We start from the raw sequence: 21980 nt of genomic DNA on the forward strand, positions 1-21980 counted from the left end.
CAGCCATCCCGTGGGCGTCGCCTTGGAGCCGCGCTCCTTCAGGGCGTCGCCTTGGAGCCGCCCTCCTTCAGGTGCTCCATAGCGCCCTTCGTCTTGTCCACGCCCTTGTGGATCGTGCCGCTGTACTTGTGCTTGGTCTTCTCGTCGACCGTGCGCGCCACCTTGTCGAGTCGGGAGCCGATCGTCTCGCCGTGCTGCTCCATGAAGTCGCCGGCCTTGGCTCCGGCCACGGCCCGGGCGTGCTCGGCCTTGGCCTTCAGCGTGTCCTTGAGGCTCATGCGTCACCGTCTCCCCGTGATGCCGTTGTGCGGTGTGATGCCTTAGTCGGGAATATCCCCTTCCCCGTAACGATCTTACTCGTCCACGGGTGAAACCGCGCCGCCGGAATTTGCGAAACTGTGCACGTGAGAAACGACGTCCCCCACGTGATCGCCGTCGTCGGCCCGACCGCGGCCGGCAAGTCCGACCTCGGGGTCGCCCTTGCCCAGGCCCTCGACGGCGAGGTGATCAACGCGGATTCCATGCAGCTCTACCGCGGCATGGACATCGGCACCGCCAAGCTCACCGCGGACGAGCGACAGGGTGTGCCGCACCACCTGCTCGACATCTGGGACGTCACCCAGGCCGCCAGTGTCGCCGAGTACCAGCGTCTCGCCCGCGCCGAGATCGACCGGCTGCTGGCCGCCGGGCGCACCCCTGTGCTCGTCGGCGGCTCCGGGCTCTACGTCCGTGCCGCCATAGACGCGCTGGAGTTCCCCGGCACCGATCCGCAGGTGCGCGCCCGGCTGGAGGCCGAGCTCGACGCGCTCGGCTCGGGCCCGCTGCACGCCCGCCTGGCCGCCGTGGACCCGGAGGCGGCCCGCGCGATCCTGCCCAGCAACGGCCGACGGATCGTCCGTGCGCTGGAGGTCGTGGAGATCACCGGCCGTCCCTTCACCGCGAACCTGCCCGGCCACGACTCCGTGTACGACACCGTCCAGATCGGCGTCGACGTCCCGCGCCCGGCGCTCGACGAACGGATCGCGCTGCGGGTCGACCGGATGTGGGACACCGGGCTGGTCGGCGAGGTGACCACCCTCGAGGCGGCCGGCCTGCGCGAGGGGCGCACGGCCTCCCGGGCGCTGGGCTACCAGCAGGTGCTGGCCGCGCTGGCCGGGGAGTGCACGCAGGAGCAGGCGCGCGCCGAGACCGTCCGCGCCACCAAGCGCTTCGCGCGCCGCCAGGACTCGTGGTTCCGCCGGGACGGCCGGGTGCACTGGCTCGCGGGCCGCGGGCAGGAGCTGGTCGGGCAGGCGCTCGCCCTGCTCGGTACCGCCCGGTCGGGCGGTCACAGCCTGATCACGTGATGGCATCGGGACGCCCCAGCGACACTTGACGGCACCTCGGCCATGCCATCATCGAGCATCGAAGCCAGCTACGGTGTCGGACGTCTTGGGAGGGCGCGTGGCGATGGAAGCCGGCCCTCGCAGCGGTCCGCAGCCGGAACGCGCCGAGCGCTCCTCCGGCGGTGAGCTCGACGGGCGCGAGCGCCTCGTCGTCGACGGTCCCCTGGAGGACCCGCTGGAGGAGCAGTCCCTCGCGGAGGGCGAGTCCTTCCAGGAACTGCGTCCCGAGCGGCGCCTGCGCGTGTGGCAGATCGCCCCGATCGTCGCCCTCGGCGTGCTGGGCTCGCTCATGTTCGCCTTCCCGCTGGCCTTCGAGGCCGGTGATGGCGGCCCCGTCGTCGCGATGCTCGGGCTCCTGCTGGGCTGCTGCTCCGCGGGCTGGGGGATCATGGCGGCCCGCCGGGTCGGCTACACCTGGCCGGGGCTGCCGGCCCGCGGTTCCGGCCGCCGCCCGGACTGGCGCTTCGTGGCGCTGTACGCGGCGGTCACGGTGGTGCTGGCGCTGCTCGCCTTCTGGCGGGTCGCCCGTCTGCGCTGACCCGTAGACTCAGGCCATGACCAGCGCAGCACGGCAGGGCCTGCCTTTCCTCAAGGGGCACGGCACGGAGAACGACTTCGTGATCATCCCCGACTTCGACGGGGCGCTCGACCTGACCTCCGATGCCGTCGTGCGACTGTGCGACCGCCGCGCCGGGATCGGCGGCGACGGGGTGCTGCGGGTCGTGCGCTCGGCCAGGCACCCGGAGGCCGCCGCCATGGCCGCAGAGGCCGAGTGGTTCATGGACTACCGCAACAGCGACGGCAGCGTCGCGGAGATGTGCGGCAACGGCGTGCGCGTCTTCGCCCGCTACCTCCAGCGCTCCGGTCTCACCGAGGCCGGAGACGTCGCCGTGGCGACCCGCGCCGGCGTGCGCCGGGTCCACATCGACAAGGACGGCGACATCACCGTCGACATGGGCCGTGCCGCGCTCCCTGCCGGCGAGGTCGAGGTCGAGGTCGCGGTCGGCGAGCGCCGCTGGCCCGCCCGCAACGTGAGCATGGGCAACCCGCACGCCGTCGCCTTCGTCGACGACCTCGCCGACGCCGGCAAGCTGCTGGACCCTCCGGCGTGGGCGCCGGCCGCGGCCTATCCGGACGGTGTGAACGTGGAGTTCGTCGTCGACCGGGGTGAGCGCCATGTCGCGATGCGCGTCCACGAACGAGGCTCCGGCGAGACCCGTTCCTGCGGCACCGGCGCCTGCGCCGTGATGGTCGCCGCGGCCCGGCGCGACGGCCGCGACCCGGCGGTGACCGGCCGCCCCGAGACGTACCGGGTCGACCTGCCGGGCGGCACCCTGGTGATCACCGAACGTCCCGACGGCACCGTCGAGATGACCGGACCCGCGGTGATCGTCGCCGAAGGCGTCATCGATCCCGCCTGGCTCGGCGACGGGGGCTGAGGTCGCCCTCCGAGGCCGGGATTCGCTCGAACGGGTGATGCCGATCACGCTGGGCGAGAGCGCGGCGGCGGCACGTGATGGGCTCGGTAGCATCAAGCACCGGCACGGAAGCCATCCCGCCGGTGGGTGACGCTGCCGGAGGTGCCGCATGAGACCGGACAACGCAGTGGAGACCGCGCCGGGCGCCGCAGGACGCAGGCGCATCCCCCGGGCCGCGGACCTGCGCCGGCTGGGGCGCGCGGCGCTGCTGGGCCCCGGAGGGCGCGCCGGCCGGCTGCCGGAGTCCATCGAGCACATCGCCAAGGTGCACCGCGGCCGCCATCCCGGCGCGGATCTCGCCATCCTGCGCAAGGCGTACGTGCTCGCCGAGTCGTCGCACCGCGGCCAGATGCGCAAGAGCGGCGAGCCGTACATCACGCACCCGCTCGCCGTGACCCTGATCCTCGCCGAACTCGGCGCGGAGACCACCACCTTGACGGCCTCACTGCTCCACGACACGGTCGAAGACACGGAGGTGACGCTCGATCAGGTCAGGGAGGAGTTCGGCGAGGAGGTGTGCTTCCTCGTCGACGGCGTCACCAAGCTGGAGAAGGTGGACTACGGCGCGGCCGCCGAGCCGGAGACCTTCCGCAAGATGCTCGTCGCCACCGGCAACGACGTCCGCGTCATGTCCATCAAGCTCGCCGACCGGCTGCACAACATGCGCACCCTCGGCGTCATGCGCCCCGAGAAGCAGGCCCGGATCGCCAAGGTCACCCGGGACGTGCTGATCCCGCTCGCCGAACGCCTCGGCGTCCAGGCGCTGAAGACCGAACTCGAGGACCTGGTCTTCGCGATCCTCCACCCCGAGGACTACCTGCGCACCACCGAACTGATCCTGGAGCACGCCGCCCTGCCCGACCCGCTGCGCGCCGTCGCCGAGGAGGTCCGCACGGTGCTCCGCGAGGCCGGCATCAGCGCCGAGGTGGAGGTGCGGCCCCGGCACGTGGTCTCCGTGCACCGGGTCCGGCTCAAGCGCGGCGGCGCGGTGCCGGGCGGCAGCGACTTCGGCAGGGTACTCATCCAGGTCGCCGAGGACGCCGACTGCTACGCCGTCCTCGGCGAACTGCACACCTGCTTCCCCCCGGTGATCGCGGAGTTCAAGGACTTCATCGCGGCGCCCAAGTTCAACCTCTACCAGTCGCTGCACACCGCCATCCGCGACGGCGAGGGACGCGTCGCCGAAGTCCTGATCCGCACCCGGCAGATGCACCACGTTGCCGAGGCCGGCGTCATCGCGCTCGGCAACCCCTACGCCGCCGCCGAGACCGCGGACTGCGAGGACGGCGAGCGCGTCGACCCCACCCGCCCCGGCTGGCTCGCCCGGCTGCTGGAGTGGCAGCGCGAGGCTCCCGACCCGGACTTCTTCTGGAGCACCCTGCGCGACGAACTCGCCCAGGACCGCGAGGTCACCGTCTTCTCGGCCGACGGCGGCACCGTGGGCCTGCCCGACGGCGCCACGTGCACCGACGCCGCGTACGCACTGCACGGCGAGGGAGCCCACTCCTGCGTCGGCGTGCGCGTCAACGGGCGGCTCGCCCCGCTCGGCACGGTCCTGCGGGACGGCGACACCGTGCAACTGCTGATGACCGAGGTCACCGACGGGGACGGGGACGACTACGGGCCCTCGCCCGAGTGGCTGGAGCATGCCCGCACCCCCGCCGCCCGGATCGCCATCGCCCGCTGGCTGGAGGCCCATCCGCCGGCCGCCACCGAGGAGGAGCCGGCCGCGCCCGCCGTCCGCGCCGGCGCCACGGGCGCCCGCAGGGCCGCCGAGCCGCACGCGGACACCGATCCGCCCGGTGCCGCCGTGCGCATGGCCCGCTGCTGCACCCCCGTGCCGCCGGACGGCATCACCGGCTTCCCCATCCGCGGCGGCACCGTCGCGGTGCACCGCAGCGGATGTCCCGTCGCCGCGCGCATGGCCGCCTCCGGCCGGGCCAGGGTCGCCGTCCACTGGCGCTCCGACGCGCCCGTCAGCGGTCACCGGGCCACTCTCTACGCCGAGGCGCTCGGGCGCCCCCGGCTGCTCGCCGACCTCACCGAGGTGATCGCCACCCAGGGCGTCGCCATCGTGTACGCCGCCGTGGAGCCGCCGCAGGAGCACCGCGTACGCCATACGTACACCGTCGAACTGCCCGACCCGGGAGCGCTTCCCGCGCTCATGCGCGCCATGCGCGCCGTCCCGGGGGTGTACGACGTGTACCGCGCCCAGGAGACGGTGGCAGCCGCGCAGCCGTAACGGAGTACCCGATCGGGTGGGGTACTGACGCGCCGCCGACAGGAGCGCACGCGGCGCTGATAGCCGTATCCCATGATCGGATCCTTTGCGCGCCGTGCCACCGTCACCGCGGCGGCCGTGGTGGCGCTTGTCGCGGCCGCACAGCCCGGCGACACGACGTCCGCGGGGCTCGGCGACCGGCTCTACCCCGAACTCGGCAACCCGGGGTACGACGTCCTCGACTACGACATCTCGTTCACCTACCGCGGCAACGACCGGCCCCTGGACGCCATGACCCGGGTCGACGCCCTCGCCACGGACACCCTGAGCCGTTTCCACCTCGACTTCCGCGGCGACGTCCGCTCCGTCGAGGTCAACGGCCGCCCGGCGGAGTTCCACGGCTGGCGCGAGGAACTGGTCGTCACCCCCGCCGTCCCCGTCCCCCGCGGCGAGCGCCTGCTCGTCACGGTCGTCCACACCAGCGACCCCGTGGTGAAGGGCGACACCGGCTGGATCCGCACCAAGGACGGCCTGGCCATGGCCAACCAGGCCGCCGCCGCCCACACCGTCTTCCCCTGCAACGACCACCCCTCGGACAAGGCCCGCTTCACCTTCCACGTCACCGCGCCCAGCGACCTCACCGTCGTCGCCAACGGCCTGCCCGAGACGGCCGTCCGCAAGGGTCCCGTGACGACCTGGAACTACCGCACCGTCCACCCGATGGCCACCGAACTCGCCCAAATCTCCATCGGCCGCTCCGCCGTCCTGCGGCGCACCGGCCCCCGCGGCCTCCCGCTGCGCGACGTCCTGCGCTCCGCCGACCCCGACCGGGCCAGGCTCGAGAAGCGCCTGGCGATGACCGCAGAGCAGATCGCGTGGATGGAGGAGCAGGTAGGCCCGTACCCGTTCGAGACCTACGGCGTCCTGAGCGCCGACACCGTCACGGGCTTCGAGCTGGAGACCCAGACCCTCTCGCTCTTCGAGCGGCGGGTGCTGCTGGCGCGGGAGGCCGACGCCGCGCCGGTGATGGTGCACGAGCTGGCCCACCAGTGGTTCGGGGACAGCGTCTCGCCCGCGACCTGGTCAGACCTGTGGCTCAACGAGGGGCACGCCACGTGGTACCAGTGGCGCTACGCGGCCGAGCACTACCGCGAGGTCACGCTCGAGCAGCTCGCCGAGGCCGCCTACGGCGCGGACGCCCGCTTGCGCCGCGACGGCGGACCGGTCGCCGCCCCCAAGCCGCCCGGCAGCGACGGCAAGCTCGGCATCTTCCGCGGCAACGTCTACTACGGCGGGGCGCTCGTGCTGTACGCGCTGCGCCAGGAGATGGGCGCCGACGCCTTCCAGCGCCTGGAGCGGGCCTGGGTCGCCCGGCACCGCGACGGGGTCGCCTCCACGGGGGACTTCATCGCCCTCGCCTCCGAGATCGCCGACCGTGACCTGGGCGGATTCCTGCGGGCCTGGCTCTACGGGCCCACCACGCCGCCGATGCCCGGCCGCCCCGGCTGGAAGCGCTCGGTGCCCGCCAAACCGGTGCCAGGTCACACACACCGGCGCGAGGCGGGGAAAGTCGCGTGACCCGGCGGTGACGGTCGTGCGACCATCTACCCACGGCGACGACACACCCGGCAGGGGAATCCTCCGGGCCCGCGCGACGTTGTCACCGTACGAGGGGTCGAGCGCCCCCCGTTCCCGTCGATCATCCGAGCAAAGGATCCAATGACCTCCTTCGCCTCCTCCTCTTCTTCTGCTTCTTCTGCCCGCAGCCGCCAGCGCCTCCCCGAGAGCCTTCGGGCCGACGCCCTGATGGAAGAGGACGTCGCCTGGAGTCACGAGATCGACGGAGAGCGTGACGGCGACCAGTTCGACCGCGCCGACCGTGCGTCGCTGCGACGGGTCGCCGGCCTCTCCACCGAACTCGAGGACATCACCGAGGTCGAGTACCGCCAGCTCCGCCTGGAGCGGGTCGTGCTCGTCGGCGTCTGGACGGACGGCACGGTGCAGGACGCCGAGAACTCCCTCGCGGAGCTCGCCGCCCTCGCCGAGACGGCCGGCGCCCTCGTCCTGGACGGTGTCATCCAGCGCCGCGACAAGCCGGACCCGGCCACCTACATCGGTTCCGGCAAGGCCCAGGAACTGCGCGACATCGTCGTGGAGAGCGGGGCCGACACCGTCGTCTGCGACGGTGAGCTCAGCCCCGGCCAGCTCATCCACCTCGAGGACGTCGTCAAGGTCAAGGTCGTCGACCGCACCGCGCTGATCCTCGACATCTTCGCCCAGCACGCCAAGAGCCGTGAGGGCAAGGCACAGGTCTCGCTGGCCCAGATGCAGTACATGCTGCCGCGGCTGCGAGGCTGGGGCCAGTCGCTCTCCCGGCAGATGGGCGGCGGCGGCTCGGGCTCCTCGGGCGGCGGCATGGCCACCCGTGGTCCCGGTGAGACCAAGATCGAGACCGACCGGCGCCGCATCCGCGAGAAGATGGCCAAGATGCGCCGGGAGATCGCGGAGATGAAGACCAGCCGCGACCTCAAGCGCCAGGAGCGCAAGCGCCACAAGGTGCCCTCGGTCGCCATCGCCGGGTACACCAACGCGGGCAAGTCCTCGCTCCTCAACCGGCTCACCGGAGCGGGCGTCCTGGTGGAGAACGCGCTGTTCGCCACCCTCGACCCGACCGTGCGCCGGGCGGAGACCCCGAGCGGCCGGCTCTACACCCTGGCGGACACCGTCGGTTTTGTGCGGCACCTGCCGCACCACCTTGTCGAGGCGTTCCGCTCGACGATGGAGGAGGTCGCCGAGGCCGACCTCATCCTGCACGTGGTGGACGGCTCGCACCCCAACCCGGACGAGCAGCTGGCCGCCGTGCGCGAGGTGTTCCGCGACGTCGGCGCGCTGGACGTGCCGGAGATCGTGGTGATCAACAAGGCTGACGCCGCCGACCCGGTGCTGCTTCAGTCGCTGCTGCGCCGCGAGAAGCGTTCGATCGCCGTCTCCGCCCGCACCGGACGGGGCATCGCCGAGCTGCTCGGCATGATCGACGACGAGCTGCCGAGGCCCGCCGTCGAGATCGAGGCCCTGGTTCCGTACACGCGCGGCGCGCTCGTCGCCCGCGCCCACGCGGACGGCGAGGTCCTCTCCGAGGAGCACACCGGCGAGGGCACCCTGCTCAAGGCGCGGGTGCACGACGAGCTCGCCGCGGAGCTCGAGCCGTTCGTGCTGGCCGCGCGCCGCTGACCCGAAGCCAGGAGGTCCGCCCCACGGGGCGGACCTCCTGGCGTACACGGGGACGGTCCCTCAGCCGCGGACGGCGTCGAAGACCTTCTCGGCCTCGGAACCGAGGCGCGGGCCCGCCAGCCAGCGCGGACCGCTCTGCGGGCCGATGGACGTGTTGCTGAGCAGGGCCGGCCGTCCGCCGGGACCGCGGGCGAACCAGCCGCCGCCGGAGGAGCCCGCCGTCATGGTGCAGCCGAGCCAGTGCATGGTCGGCGCGTCCACGTCGAGGGCGAGGCGGACCGGGTCGCCGGAGCAGTGGTACTGCTGGTAGCCGAAACCGTTGAAGGGAGCCGCGGCCGGGTAGCCGAGGACGTCCATGGCGTCGATGCCGGCCGAGTCGGGCGCGTCGAACCAGACCGGAACCGAGGCGCCGACCGTCTCCTCCAGTGATCGGCCCGTATCCGGGTTGGTCACCTTCAGCACCGCGAAGTCGTAGGGGTAGGCGGAACCGGTGGCCGAGGACTCGCCGCCCCCGTCGATCCACTGCTGGGAGGTCCCCGCCTTCGTCGCCCACCAGGTGCCGTAGGGGGCGAGCCGCTCCTCGCCCGCGGTGCGCAGCGCGGCGCCGGCGAGGCCCGCGTCGTTGAAGGACGGGACGAAGACGATGTTGCGGTACCAGCCGCCCCGGGCACCAGCGTGCACGCAGTGGCCGGCCGTCCACACCAGATTGCTGCGCCCCGGGTTCGCCGGGTCGCTCACCACGGTAGCCGAGCAGACCGCCTGGCCGTCGGGCATGTCGAAGAGCAGCTTGCCCGTGGCCGGGGAGGCCTGGTGGTACGGGGTCGGCAGGCGCTGTGCCCGGATCGCCGCCGGCTCGGGATCCGTGGTGCCCTCGTGCGCCTGCGCCAGGTCGGGCCGTTGCTCGTCGTCCGGGGTCCTGCCGGCGTCGCGGAGCCGGTCGGCGTCCCAGAGGTCCTTGATGATGGGGTTGACGAAGTCGGCCGCGTCGCGCAGCCACGTGTCCTTGTCCCAGTTCTTCCAGCCGCCGTCCTTCAGCGCGTCGGCCCACTTCTCCAGGTCGTCGAGGCTGGTGGGCAGGGCTGTCGGCAGGCCGAGGCCGCCGTCGCCGGCGGTCGCGGTGGGTGCAGGGCTCGGCTTGGCGTCGGCGTTGTCGTCGGACGGGCCGCAGGCCGTCGCGGTCACGGCGAGCAGCGCCGCGGCGACGGTGGCCGCGGCCAACCGGCTCAGAGGCCGCGCGGACAGGCGGGCCGGCGTCGCGGGTCGATGGCGCTCGCCGGGCGGAGTCGTCGTCGGTGGCCGCGGCTGCGCTGCGTCTTCCTTCTCCGCCTTGCCGGACTCGGCCCTCGACCCGCTCCTCGCTCCACCCCGCCTGTCCGCGCGGCCTCTTGTGGATGCCATGGGTTGCGGCCCCCCTGTTGTCGACACGTCGTCTGCCCGCTCGAGGTCAACGCCCCACTATGCCCTCGAAGGGGAGGACGGCGGCTGCCGCGGGGGCGGTTCCTCGCCACGATCTCGGCCACGGGCAGTTGCCGGTGCGCGGGTACGTCGTTGGTAGCTCCGGGGACGCAAGCGCCGAGACCGAGGAGTGAGCACGTGGCCGCCATGCCGAGCGCGAGGAGCCGACCGGCGGTGCACCGGGGCGAGTCCGACGACAGCGAGGGCATCCTGCGGCGCCAGTCGCTGCGCGAGTCCGCCGCCCGCACCTACGCCCGCTCGCTGCCCGTCGTCCCCGTGCGCGCCCGCGGCATGACCATCGAGGGCGCCGACGGCGGCCGTTACCTCGACTGCCTGTCCGGCGCCGGCACCCTCGCCCTCGGCCACAACCACCCCGTCGTCCTCGAGGCCATCCGCGCGGTCCTCGACTCCGGCGCCCCGCTGCACGTGCTGGACCTCGCCACCCCCGTCAAGGACGCCTTCACCACCGCCCTGTTCGAGACCCTGCCGCGTCAACTCGCCGAGCACGGCCGCATCCAGTTCTGCGGCCCGGCCGGCACCGACGCCGTGGAGGCCGCCCTCAAACTCGTCCGGACCGCCACCGGCCGCCGCGGACTGCTGGCCTTCTCCGGCGGCTACCACGGCATGACCGCCGGCGCCCTCGCCGCCACGGGCGACACCGCGGTCCGCGGCGCGGCCGGCGCCGCCGACGCGCACATCACCCGGCTCCCGTACCCCTACGACTACCGCTGCCCGTTCGGAGTCGGAGGGGAGTACGGCGCCGAGCTCTCCGCCCGCCTGACGGAAAGCCTGCTCGACGACCCCAAGGGCGGCATCCAGCCTCCGGCTGGGATGCTCGTCGAAGCCGTCCAGGGCGAGGGCGGTGTCATCCCCGCGCCCGACCCGTGGATGCGGCGGATGCGCGACCTGACCGCGGCGCGCGGCATCCCGCTGATCGCCGACGAGGTGCAGACCGGTGTGGGGCGGACAGGGGCCTTCTGGGCCGTCGAGCACAGTGGTGTCGTCCCGGACGTGATGGTGCTGTCCAAGGCGATCGGCGGCAGCCTCCCGCTCGCGGTCGTCGTCTACCGCGAGGAACTCGACGCCTGGCAACCCGGCGCCCACGCCGGCACCTTCCGCGGGAACCAGCTCGCCATGGCCGCCGGCACCGCCACCCTCGCCTATGTGCGCCGCAACGGCCTCGCCGAGCATGCCGCGCTGCTCGGGGCCCGTATGCTCACCCGGCTGCGGGCGCTGGCCGCGGAGCACCCCTGCGTCGGCGACGTCCGCGGCCGCGGCCTTATGCTTGGCGTGGAACTCGTCGACCCTGAGGCGGCCCCCGGCCTCGGGGGCGTGCCGCCGACCGCCCCGCGCCTGGCGGCGGCCGTCCGGCGGGCCGCCCTCGACCGCGGGCTCATCGTCGAACTCGGTGGCCGGGACAGCAGCGTGATCCGGCTGCTGCCGCCGCTGACCATCACCGAAGAACAGTCAGAAGCCGTCCTCGAACGCCTCGCCGACGCCCTTGCCGCGGCGGTGGCGATCAGGGCGTGACCTTGCGCCCGCCGGGTCCCCGCCGCCCCGGGGCGGAGACCATCGGGAGCCGACCCCCTCAGGGAGCGAAGCGATGACCGTACGTCCTGGCGAAGAAGCCACCGTGGCCGTTCCCCAGCAACGCGCCACAGCAGCCGGACTGCCGGACGGCGGTGATCTGCCGGGCCGGGCCGATCCGCTGGGCCGGGCCGATCCGGTGGGCCGCGCCGTACCGTCGCGGCCGCCCGCCCCGGAGCCGGACGCCGACCCAGTTCATCAGGCCGACCCGCTCGAGCAGGCCGACCCGTGGGCCGCCGCCGACGCAGCGGGCACGGAGGCCCTGCTGCGCTGCTGGGTCCGCGAGACGGGGCGGCCGGCCGAGCCGGACGGCCGCACCCTGCGGGTGCCGCTGCCGAAGAGCGGCACCGAACTGCTCGTCCCGGTCCGCCACTGGTCGGCCGTCGGGCACCACCGCTTCGGCGCCCCCCGGCCCACCGCCGGAGGCGCCCCTCTGGACGCTGTCACCCTTGCCGCGCTGCTCGCCCGGGAGACCGCCGCGACCGGTCCTGACGCGTCCGGCCTCGTCGCACGCGTCGCCGACTCCGTCCGCCAGACCGCCGGATTCCTCACCGCCCGCCGCGCTCGCCCCGCCGCCCCCGAGGGCACCCACCCCTTTCTCGACGCCGAGCAGGACCTCGTCCTGGGCCACCCCCTGCACCCCGCGCCCAAGAGCCGGGAAGGGCTCACCGAGGCCGAGGCCGCGGTGTACGCCCCGGAGTCACGCGGAGCCTTCGCCCTGCACTGGCTGGCCGTGCACCGCTGTCTTCTGGCCACCGAATCCGCCTGGACCGAACGCGGCCGCCCCGTCCCCGCCGCGCGCCTGCTGGCGGCCCTCGCCGGCCCGGAGCTCACCACCCGGCTCCCCGCGGACACCGTGCCCCTGCCGCTGCACCCATGGCAGGCCCGCGAGGTCGCCCACCGCCCCGGGGTGCGCGCACTGCTGGAGGCCGGACTCCTCCACGACCTCGGCGCCGCCGGCGAGCCCTGGCATCCGACGTCCTCGCTGCGCACCGTGTACCGGCCCGGCGCCCGGGCGATGCTGAAGCTGTCGCTGGGCCTGCGGATCACCAACTCACGCCGGGAGAACCTCCGCAAGGAACTCCACCGGGGCGTCGAGGTGCACCGCTTGCTCCGGGCCGGGCTCGCCGTGCGCTGGCACGCCGCCCACCCCGGCTTCGACATCGTCCGCGACCCCGCCTGGCTGGCCGTCGACACCGCTTCCGGCGTCCCCGTACCCGGTCTCGACGTCGTCGTGCGGCACAACCCCTTCGGCCCCGGCGACCGTGTCCGCTGCCTCGCCGGCCTCACGGCCCCGCGACCCGTGCCGGACGGCGGCGCCCTGCGGTCCCACCTCGCCGAACTGCTGTCCCGGCTCGCGGCCCGTACCGGACGGCCGATGACGGCGGTCGCCACCGAGTGGTTCCTGCGCTACCTGGACGCAGTGGTCCGGCCCGTGCTGTGGCTCGACGGCGAGGCGGGCATCGCCCTGGAGGCCCACCAGCAGAACACCCTGGTCGTCCTCGACGCCGACGGCTGGCCGGCGGGCGGCCGCTACCGCGACAACCAGGGCTACTACTTCCGCGAGTCCGCGCGCGCCGGCCTCACCGCCCTGCTGCCCGGCGCCGGCGAGAAGAGCGACACCTTTGTGGCCGACGCCGTCGCGGACGAGCGTTTCGCCTACTACCTCGGGGTCAACAACGTTCTCGGCCTCGTCGGGGCTTTCGGCTCCCAGCACCTCGCCGACGAACGCGTGCTCCTCGCGGCCCTCCGCCACTTCCTGGCACGGGCCGCCCGGAACGGCCGCTCCGGACTGCCCGCTCGGCTTCTGGGAGAACCCCTGCTGCGCTGCAAGGCGAACCTCCTCACGCGGCTGCACGGGATGGACGAGCTGGCCGGCCCCGTCGCCACCCAGTCCGTCTACGTCGCCGTCCCCAACCCGCTGACCGTCTGACCAGAGGAGGCCGCGACCGCCGTGCCGACCGCAGACCCCACACCCGCGCCTGTGGCACCGCCCGGCAGCGCCGACGACACCCTCGATCTGGAACTCCCGCCCGAGGTCCGCGCGCTGTTCGACGAGGATGTCACCGCCGACGACCGGGCCGGCGGTCCGGCCGCGCTCGACGACCTCCTCGACGGCGTCGCCGACTGGGGCCCGGTCGGCACGCCCGCGGGCACCTTCCAGCTCGTCCCCGTACGCCCCGAACGCGACCTGCGCGTCATCGCCCAGTGGATGAACGACCCCGCCGTCGCGGAGTTCTGGGACCTCGCGGGCCGGCCCGAGGTCGCCGAGGGCCATCTGCGCGCCCAGCTCGACGGCGACGGACGCAGCGTGCCCTGCGTCGGGGTCCTCGACGGGGCGCCCATGAGCTACTGGGAGGTCTACCGCGCCGACCTCGACCCGGTGGCCCGCTACTACCCGGCCCGCCCCCACGACACCGGGCTCCACCTGCTCATCGGCCCCGTCGCCGACCGGGCCCGCGGCCTCGGCGGCACCCTGCTGCGGGCTGTCGCCGACCACGTCCTGCGGCAGCGCCCCCGGTGCACCCGGGTGATCGCCGAGCCGGACCTGCGCAACACCCCGTCCGTCGCCGCCTTCCTCACCGCCGGCTTCCGCTTCTCGGCGGAGGTCGAGCTGCCCGGCAAGCGGGCCGCGTTGCTGGTCCGCGACCGCGCGCTGCGTCACGTCCTGTGATGCGGCCCGCCTGCGGGGGGATCGGACCGGGGCCGGCGGCGACCGCGTTGTCGGTGTCGCCCCGTAAGGTGGAGCTCCTATGACACAGCCCGCGAAGCCCGCTCTCACCGACCTCCTCCACGCCGCCGTCAGCGCGGTCGGCGGGGTGGAGCGGCCCGGCCAGGTCGCCATGGCCGAAGCCGTCGCCGATGCCGTGGACAACGGCTCCCACCTGCTCGTCCAGGCCGGCACCGGAACCGGCAAGTCGCTCGGCTATCTGGTGCCCGCGCTGGCTCATGGCGAACGCGTGGTGGTCGCCACCGCGACCCTCGCCCTGCAGCGCCAGCTCGTCCAGCGCGACCTGCCGCGCACCGTCGCCGCGCTGCATCCGCTGCTGCGCCGCGAGCCGCAGTTCGCGATGCTCAAGGGGCGTTCCAACTACCTGTGTCTGCACCGGCTCCACGAGGGCGTGCCGCAGGACGAGGGCGACGGCCTCTTCGACCAGTTCGAGGCCGCCGCGCCGACCAGCAAGCTCGGCCAGGACCTGCTCCGGCTGCGCGACTGGTCGGACGAGACGGAGAGCGGCGACCGCGACGACCTGACCCCCGGCGTCTCCGACCGCGCCTGGCAGCAGGTCTCGGTGACCTCCCGCGAGTGCCTGGGCGCCTCGCGCTGCGCGTACGGCGCCGAGTGCTTCGCGGAGGCGGCGCGCGAGCGGGCCAAGCTGGCCGACGTCGTCGTCACCAACCACGCGCTGCTCGCCATCGACGCCCTCGAGGGCGCGCCCGTCCTGCCCAGCCACGAGGTGCTCATCGTCGACGAGGCCCATGAACTGGTCTCGCGCGTCACGGGGGTCGCCACCGGCGAGCTCACCCCCGGCCGGGTCAACCGGGCGGTGAAGCTCGCGGCCAAGCTGGTCGACGAGAAGGCCGCGGACGCGCTGATGAGTGCCTCGGACGGCTTCGAACGGCTCATGGAACTCGCCCTCCCCGGGCGTCTCGAGGAGCTCCCCGAGGATCTGCGCTACGCCCTGATGGCACTGCGCGACGCCTGCCGCCAGGTGATCACCTCCCTCGGCGAGACCCGTGACCGCTCCGTGCAGGACGAGGACGCCGTGCGGAAGATGGCCCTCGCCGCCACGGAGAACGTCCACGAGGTCGCCGAGCGCATCGTGGCGGGCTCCGAGTACGACGTCGTCTGGTACGAGCGCCACGACCGCTTCGGCGCCTCACTGCGGGTCGCCCCGCTCAGCGTCTCGGGGTTGCTGCGGGAGAAGCTGTTCACCGAGCGCTCCGTCGTCCTGACCTCCGCCACACTCCGGCTCGGCGGCGATTTCAACGGGGTCGCCGCCTCGCTCGGACTGGCCCCGGAGGGCACGGTGGCCGCCGAGGGGGAGGAGGAGCCTCCGGTCTGGAAGGGCGTCGACGTCGGATCTCCCTTCGACTACCCCAAGCAGGGCATCCTCTACGTCGCCCGCCATTTGTCGCAGCCCGGCCGGGACAGCGGCCGTGAGGACATGCTGGACGAGCTCGCCGAGCTGATCGAGGCCGCGGGGGGCCGCACACTCGGGCTGTTCTCGTCCATGCGCGCTGCCCAGGCCGCCGCCGAGGCACTGCGCGGCCGCATCGACCACCCGATCCTGCTCCAGGGTGAGGAGACGCTGGGCGAGCTGATCCGCCGCTTCGCCTCGGACGCCCGCACCTGTCTCTTCGGCACCCTCTCGCTCTGGCAGGGCGTGGACGTGCCCGGGCCGAACTGCCAACTGGTGGTCATGGACCGGATCCCGTTCCCCCGCCCCGACGACCCGCTGATGAGTGCACGGCAGAAGGCGGTGGAGGAGCGCGGCGGCAACGGCTTCATGGCGGTCGCCGCCACGCACGCGGCCCTGCTCATGGCCCAGGGCGCCGGCCGGCTGGTGCGCGCCTCCGGGGACCGCGGGGTCGTCGCCGTGCTCGACCCCCGACTGGTCACGGCACGCTACGGCAGCTTCATCAAGGCCTCGATGCCGGATTTCTGGCAGACGACCGACCGCAACCAGGTCCGTCGATCGCTGGCCGCCATCGACGCCGCCGCATCGGCCGCCTCGGCGGCCGAGTGACGCCGCTGGCTGGGGGAGCTAGGGCAGCCCGCACGCGGGAGCCCGGGCCCACAGCGGCGTCCCGGTGGGCGCAGCGTGGTCCGGGCAGTGGGGCCGCGGTGGGCAGAGCCACCGGTACACAGCGGGGCCCCGGAACCGGCGCAGAGGTCCCGGGGCCCGGTCACGGGCGGGTCGTGGGTCAGACCCGGCGCAGCACCGCCACCACCTTGCCGAGGATGGTTGCCTCGTCCCCGGGGATGGGCTGGTACGCCGCATTGTGGGGCAGCAGCCATACGTGCCCGTCCTCGCGCTTGAAGCGCTTGACCGTGGCCTCTCCCTCGATCATCGCCGCGACGATGTCGCCGTTCTCCGCGACCGGCTGACGGCGCACGGTCACCCAGTCACCGTCACAGATGGCGGCCTCGATCATCGAGTCGCCGACGACCTTCAAGACGAACAGCTCGCCGTCACCCACCAGCTGGCGGGGCAGCGGGAACACGTCCTCCACGGACTCCTCGGCGAGGATCGGGCCACCGGCCGCGATCCGGCCCACCAGGGGCACATACGACGCGGACGGCTTGCCCGCGGTGTCCGTGGGCTGCGCCTGCGTGGAGTCGGAGGCCCGTACCTCGTACGCGCGGGGCCGGTGCGGGTCACGCCGGAGGAAGCCCTTGCGCTCCAGGGCCATGAGTTGGTGGGCGACCGACGATGTGCTCGACAGCCCGACGGCCTGACCGATCTCACGCATGGAGGGCGGGTACCCGCGCCGTTGGACGGAATCGCGGATGACCTCGATGACGCGCCTTTGGCGGTCGGTGAGTCCGGAGCTGTCCGCCCGGATTCCTGGAGGTCGTCCTGGCAGCGCTCGCGCGGGCTTTGTCGTTTCCTCGTTCATCGCTTCCGTCGGGCGTACCCGGTCCTGGGGGCGGTCATGGGCGGTCAATGTGGCGCTGTCGGCGGTGGTGGTCACGGCGGCCCCTCTCGAGATGTTCTCCCTAGTAGGACAACGGTAGTTGCTTTCGAAAGGTTGCGCCAAACGCACGTTCGAGTGAATTTGCGCGAATCCATCGCCGTCAGGAAGCTGGAGATGGTATTGATCGAATGGAATTTCGAATGACTTTGTTCGTTCGGCGCCCGAACCGCCCGGCGACGGCACTCCGTATTCCGGTGAGCGCCCCGTTCCTCGCCCGCGGTCATGGGGCCGCCCGTCGTGACGATCCGTACACCCAGTGTGTCACCCGCGCCCCGGCTCTCCCGCCAGGCGCCGCGTCGCGTAGGCTCCCCTCCGGTCGGCGGCCCTCGACACGCGGTTCGCGCGATGGGCGCATGGGGTCGTCGCGGCACCAGATCTAGTGGTTGGATGGTGTGCAGCCCCCACAAGTAGTGGTCCCGGGTCAATCGGCCCTCTCGGATCGCCTATGCTTGTGGCTGCTTCGCGGGGCCGTCACCGGCCCCTCGGGCCGATACGTCGTGCGCTCACCGTGGGTGAGGAAGGGAGAGGGAAACGATGCACTGCCCCTTCTGCCGACACCCCGACAGCCGCGTCGTCGACAGTCGGACGACCGACGACGGCACGTCGATCCGCCGCCGTCGGCAGTGCCCCGACTGCGGCCGCCGGTTCACCACCGTGGAGACGGCCTCGCTGATGGTGATCAAGCGCAGCGGGGTCACCGAGCCCTTCAGCCGCAACAAGGTCATCGCCGGGGTCCGCAAGGCCTGCCAGGGCCGGCCCGTCACCGAGGACGCCCTCGCCCAGCTCGGGCAGCGCGTCGAGGAGGCGGTGCGCGCCACGGGCAGCGCCGAACTGTCGACCCACGACGTCGGACTGGCCATACTCGGCCCGCTGAAGGACCTGGACCTGGTCGCGTACCTGCGGTTCGCCTCGGTCTACCGGGCCTTCGACTCGCTCGAGGACTTCGAGGCGGCGATCGCCGAGTTGCGCGACCAGAGGCCTCCGGGCGACACCGGCGGGCGGGAGCGGGGCGGCGGCGTCCCCTCCACCGCCGCCGTTGCGGCGCGGTAGCGGCGGCGCACCGGCACCAGACTTGCCGGGCACCCGTGGGTGTACCGGCCGTGAGAGACACCGACGCGGGAAGACCGCGGCGTTTCAGGGCGTTTTACCTGTAATGCCTGTAATGGGAGGCGGCACATGACAGAGACGGCGAGCGGTCCGGCACGAGGTTCCCGAGCCAAGGCCGGCAAGGCGGCCTCGGCGGCCCCGGCTGCCAATGGACTGCGCATGGAGCGCATCCACACCACCCCGGGGACGCACCCCTACGACGAGGTGGTCTGGGAACGCCGTGACGTCGTCATGACCAACTGGCGCGACGGCTCGATCAACTTCGAGCAGCGCGGCGTGGAGTTCCCCGACTTCTGGTCGGTGAACGCGGTCAACATCGTCACCAGCAAGTACTTCCGCGGCGCCGTGGGTTCCCCTCAGCGCGAGAGCAGCCTCCGCCAGCTGATCGACCGCGTGGTCAGGACGTACCGCAAGGCCGGGGAGGACTACGGCTACTTCGCGTCGCCCGCCGACGCGGAGATCTTCGAGCACGAGCTCACCTGGGCCCTGCTCCACCAGGTCTTCAGCTTCAACTCGCCGGTCTGGTTCAACGTCGGCACGACCCAGCCGCAGCAGGTCTCGGCGTGCTTCATCCTCTCGGTCGACGACTCCATGGAGTCCATTCTCGACTGGTACAAGGAAGAGGGGATGATCTTCAAGGGCGGTTCGGGCGCCGGCCTGAACCTCTCCCGCATCCGCTCCTCCAAGGAGCTGCTCTCCTCCGGCGGCAACGCCTCCGGCCCCGTCTCCTTCATGCGCGGCGCCGACGCCTCCGCCGGCACCATCAAGTCCGGCGGCGCCACCCGCCGCGCGGCCAAGATGGTCGTCCTGGACGTCGACCACCCGGACGTCGAGGCCTTCATCGAGACCAAGGTGAAGGAGGAGGAGAAGATCCGCGCCCTGCGCGACGCGGGCTTCGACATGGACCTGGGCGGCGACGACATCACGTCCGTCCAGTACCAGAACGCCAACAACTCCGTCCGCGTGAACGAAGAGTTCATGAAGGCGTACGAGAACGGCGGCACGTTCGGCCTGCGCGCCCGGATGACCGGCGAGGTCATCGAGGAGATCGACGCCAGGGCGCTCTTCCGCAAGCTGGCCGAGGCCGCGTGGGCCTGCGCCGACCCCGGCATCCAGTACGACGACGTCATCAACCACTGGCACACCACGCCGGAGACCGGCCGTATCACCGCGTCCAACCCCTGCAGCGAGTACATGCACCTGGACAACTCGTCCTGCAACCTCGCCTCGCTCAACCTGATGAAGTTCCTCGACGACGACGGCAAGGGCAACCAGCGCTTCGACGCCGTGCGTTTCGCCAAGGTCGTCGAACTCGTCATCACCGCGATGGACATCTCCATCTCCTTCGCCGACTTCCCCACCCAGAAGATCGGCGAGACCACCCGCGCCTTCCGCCAGCTGGGCATCGGCTACGCCAACCTCGGCGCGCTGCTCATGGCGACCGGCCACGCCTACGACTCCGAGGGCGGCCGCGCTATCGCCGGCGCCATCACCTCCCTGATGACGGGCACCTCCTACAAGCGTTCCGCCGAGCTCGCCGCGGTCGTCGGCCCGTACGACGGCTACGCCCGCAACGCCACCGCCCACCAGCGCGTCATGAAGCAGCACTCCGACGCCAACGCCGTCGCCACACGGATGGACGACCTCGACACGCCGGTCTGGGCCGCGGCCACCGAAGCCTGGCAGGACGTGCTGCGTCTCGGTGAGAAGAACGGTTTCCGCAACGCGCAGGCGTCCCTGCTGGCCCCGACCGGCACCATCGGCCTGATGATGGACTGCGACACCACCGGCATCGAGCCGGACCTCGCCCTGGTCAAGTTCAAGAAGCTGGTCGGCGGCGGCTCCATGCAGATCGTGAACAACACCGTCCCGCAGGCCCTGGTCCGCCTCGGCTACCAGCCGGAGCAGATCGAGGCGATCGTCGCGCACATCTCCGAGCACGGCAGCGTCATCGAGGCGCCCGGCCTCAAGCCCGAGCACTACGAGGTCTTCGACTGCGCCATGGGCGAGCGCTCCATCGCGCCGATGGGCCACGTCCGGATGATGGCCGCGACCCAGCCCTTCCTGTCCGGGGCCATCTCCAAGACGGTCAACATGCCGGAGTCGGCGACCGTCGAGGAGATCGAGGAGATCTACTACGAGGGCTGGAAGCTCGGGCTGAAGGCGCTCGCGATCTACCGCGACAACTGCAAGGTCGGCCAGCCGCTCTCCGCCAAGAAGAAGGCGGATGCGAAGAAGACCGAGGAGGCGGAGCCCACCGCCCCCGCCGCGGTCGAGAAGGTCGTCGAGTACCGCCCGGTCCGCCGCAGGCTCCCCAAGGGCCGCCCGGGGATCACCACGTCGTTCACGGTGGGCGGCGCCGAGGGCTACATGACCGCCAACTCCTACCCCGACGACGGTCTCGGCGAGGTGTTCCTGAAGATGTCCAAGCAGGGCTCGACCCTCGCGGGCATGATGGACGCCTTCTCCATCGCCGTCTCCGTGGGCCTGCAGTACGGCGTGCCGCTGGAGACCTACGTCTCGAAGTTCACCAACATGCGCTTCGAGCCGGCCGGCCTCACGGACGACCCGGACGTGCGGATGGCGCAGTCGATCGTCGACTACATTTTCCGCCGCCTGGCGCTGGACTTCCTGCCCTTCGAGACCCGTTCCGCCCTCGGCATCCACTCCGCCGAGGAGCGTCAGCGCCACCTCGACACGGGTTCCTACGAGCCCGCCGCTGAGGAGGTCGACGTCGAGGGTCTGGCGCAGTCCGCCCCGCGCCGGACCGAGGCGCCCAAGCCGGCCGCCACCGCCGCACCTGAGCCCGAGGCCGCCGCCGCGACGCCGGCTCCGAAGACCGCGCACAATTCGACGGAGCTGCTGGAGATCCAGCTCGGTCTGAACGCCGACGCTCCGCTCTGCTTCTCCTGCGGCACCAAGATGCGCCGCGCGGGCAGCTGCTACCTCTGTGAGGGCTGCGGCTCCACCAGCGGCTGCAGCTGACGCCGAGGCCGATCCGGCCGTCGTCCGTGCCCTCCGGAGCCCCGTGCTCCGGAGGGCACGCGCCGTCGTGCGCCGGATGAGGGGCACCGGGCGGAACGAGGTGCTGACGCGAGCCGCCCGACGTGCGGCAGGCGCAGTGGCGCCCTGCCGCTTGCACGTTCAGGGGAGTTGCCCCTTCGATGCGACGGAAGGTCCTGCGGCGGGCCATAGGATGGCGCGGTGCTGGTGAAGTGGATTCGATGCGGAATCGTCGATCGCTCCGGATTCGAGCGCGGGCAGCGTCGATGGGCCAACGGGCTCATGGGGGAGCCGGGGTTCCGGGGGCAGGGCGGCGGCTGGAGCCGCAGTCAGCCGGGCGTCGCGCACCTCTTCGCCTTCTGGGAGGACCGCGACTACTACGAGGCCTTCATGGCCGGCGCGCATGACCGCCTCGCGGCGGTCCAGGCCGGCACCTATGAAAGCCTCGGCGTCAAGCTCTTCGAGCACCGCCTGGACGTGAAGGTCGGCTTCCGGCCGCGCTTCGCCGACGGGGATCTGCTGCGCCTGGCCCACTGCAAGGTGCGTCCGGAGCGCGTCGAGCACTTTGTGCTGATGCAGGAGAAGGTGTGGAACCCGGCCATGGCCGGTTCCCCGGGCATGCTGCGCGGGGTCTTCGCGCAAGGGGCCGCGTCCGACTTTCTCGTGCTGTCGATGTGGGATTCGGCTGCGGAGCACGCCAAGTACCGGGATGGCTCCCTTCTGCGACTGTCCGAGCGGGCCGATCTGGAAGCCGACGTCCTCACCGTCGCCGGTGACGTCGTCGACCTGGAGCAGGCCTGGTCGATATGA

At 72.4% G+C, this 21980-nt stretch carries 16 protein-coding genes; 13 read left to right on the forward strand and 3 right to left on the reverse strand.

The genetic code is table 11. The features are described from left to right. Nucleotides 1–38 precede the first annotated feature (38 nt). Nucleotides 39–278 (reverse strand): antitoxin, encoded by a 240-nt coding sequence (locus AC3ET4_RS10850; protein ID WP_431948476.1) that lies wholly within the window; start codon nt 276–278, stop codon nt 39–41. Between the two features lie 126 nt (nt 279–404). On the opposite strand from AC3ET4_RS10850, the gene miaA reads away from it, so the two are divergent. The 6 genes from miaA (at nt 405) to hflX (ending at nt 8315) form a co-directional block, all read left to right on the forward strand. Next, complete coding sequence (miaA, locus tag AC3ET4_RS10855) at nt 405–1346, forward strand: tRNA (adenosine(37)-N6)-dimethylallyltransferase MiaA (RefSeq protein ID WP_431948477.1); 942 nt, start codon at nt 405–407, stop codon at nt 1344–1346. 103 nt (nt 1347–1449) lie between these two features. Continuing rightward, nucleotides 1450–1923, forward strand: a complete 474-nt coding sequence (locus tag AC3ET4_RS10860; RefSeq protein WP_431948501.1) for a hypothetical protein — start codon at nt 1450–1452, stop codon at nt 1921–1923. A 16-nt stretch (nt 1924–1939) separates the two neighbouring features. Next, nucleotides 1940–2824, forward strand: a complete 885-nt coding sequence (gene dapF, locus AC3ET4_RS10865) for a diaminopimelate epimerase (RefSeq protein ID WP_431948478.1) — start codon at nt 1940–1942, stop codon at nt 2822–2824. Nucleotides 2825–2972: 148 nt separating this feature from the next. Next, nucleotides 2973–5105, forward strand: coding sequence for a RelA/SpoT family protein (locus AC3ET4_RS10870; protein WP_431948479.1), 2133 nt, complete (start codon nt 2973–2975; stop codon nt 5103–5105). Between the two features lie 72 nt (nt 5106–5177). Continuing rightward, a complete protein-coding gene (locus tag AC3ET4_RS10875; RefSeq protein WP_431948480.1) occupies nt 5178–6662 on the forward strand; it encodes a M1 family metallopeptidase in 1485 nt (494 codons plus the stop codon). A gap of 141 nt (nt 6663–6803) precedes the next feature. Then, nucleotides 6804–8315 carry a GTPase HflX gene (hflX, locus tag AC3ET4_RS10880; RefSeq protein ID WP_431948481.1) on the forward strand — a complete coding sequence of 504 codons (1512 nt, stop codon included), beginning with the start codon at nt 6804–6806 and terminating at the stop codon, nt 8313–8315. Nucleotides 8316–8375: 60 nt separating this feature from the next. Here hflX and AC3ET4_RS10885 read toward each other — a convergent pair whose 3' ends face one another. Further along, nucleotides 8376–9533 carry a trypsin-like serine peptidase gene (locus AC3ET4_RS10885; RefSeq protein ID WP_431948482.1) on the reverse strand — a complete coding sequence of 386 codons (1158 nt, stop codon included), beginning with the start codon at nt 9531–9533 and terminating at the stop codon, nt 8376–8378. Nucleotides 9534–9917: 384 nt separating this feature from the next. Between AC3ET4_RS10885 and AC3ET4_RS10890 the strand changes: the two genes are divergently transcribed. The 4 genes from AC3ET4_RS10890 (at nt 9918) to AC3ET4_RS10905 (ending at nt 16108) form a co-directional block, all read left to right on the forward strand. After that, a complete protein-coding gene (locus AC3ET4_RS10890; RefSeq protein ID WP_431948502.1) occupies nt 9918–11300 on the forward strand; it encodes a diaminobutyrate--2-oxoglutarate transaminase family protein in 1383 nt (460 codons plus the stop codon). Between the two features lie 73 nt (nt 11301–11373). Beyond that, complete coding sequence (locus AC3ET4_RS10895; RefSeq protein WP_431948483.1) at nt 11374–13290, forward strand: IucA/IucC family protein; 1917 nt, start codon at nt 11374–11376, stop codon at nt 13288–13290. 21 nt (nt 13291–13311) lie between these two features. After that, nucleotides 13312–14031, forward strand: coding sequence for a GNAT family N-acetyltransferase (locus tag AC3ET4_RS10900; RefSeq protein WP_431948484.1), 720 nt, complete (start codon nt 13312–13314; stop codon nt 14029–14031). A 79-nt stretch (nt 14032–14110) separates the two neighbouring features. Further along, nucleotides 14111–16108: an ATP-dependent DNA helicase gene (locus tag AC3ET4_RS10905; RefSeq protein ID WP_431948485.1), complete on the forward strand. Its 1998-nt coding sequence runs from the start codon at nt 14111–14113 to the stop codon at nt 16106–16108. Between the two features lie 178 nt (nt 16109–16286). On the opposite strand, the gene lexA is transcribed toward AC3ET4_RS10905, so the two are convergent. Beyond that, nucleotides 16287–17057: a transcriptional repressor LexA gene (gene lexA / locus AC3ET4_RS10910; RefSeq protein WP_431948486.1), complete on the reverse strand. Its 771-nt coding sequence runs from the start codon at nt 17055–17057 to the stop codon at nt 16287–16289. A 537-nt stretch (nt 17058–17594) separates the two neighbouring features. On the opposite strand from lexA, the gene nrdR reads away from it, so the two are divergent. The 3 genes from nrdR to AC3ET4_RS10925 all read left to right on the forward strand — a co-directional run bounded on the left by nrdR (nt 17595) and on the right by AC3ET4_RS10925 (nt 21980). Next, nucleotides 17595–18110 (forward strand): transcriptional regulator NrdR, encoded by a 516-nt coding sequence (nrdR, locus tag AC3ET4_RS10915; RefSeq protein ID WP_431948487.1) that lies wholly within the window; start codon nt 17595–17597, stop codon nt 18108–18110. A gap of 126 nt (nt 18111–18236) precedes the next feature. Beyond that, on the forward strand, nt 18237–21152 hold the full coding sequence (locus tag AC3ET4_RS10920) for a vitamin B12-dependent ribonucleotide reductase (protein WP_431948488.1): 2916 nt from the start codon (nt 18237–18239) through the stop codon (nt 21150–21152). A 219-nt stretch (nt 21153–21371) separates the two neighbouring features. Continuing rightward, nucleotides 21372–21980, forward strand: coding sequence for a YdbC family protein (locus AC3ET4_RS10925; RefSeq protein WP_431948489.1), 609 nt, complete (start codon nt 21372–21374; stop codon nt 21978–21980).

It is taken from the genome of Actinacidiphila sp. bgisy167 (assembly GCF_057707665.1).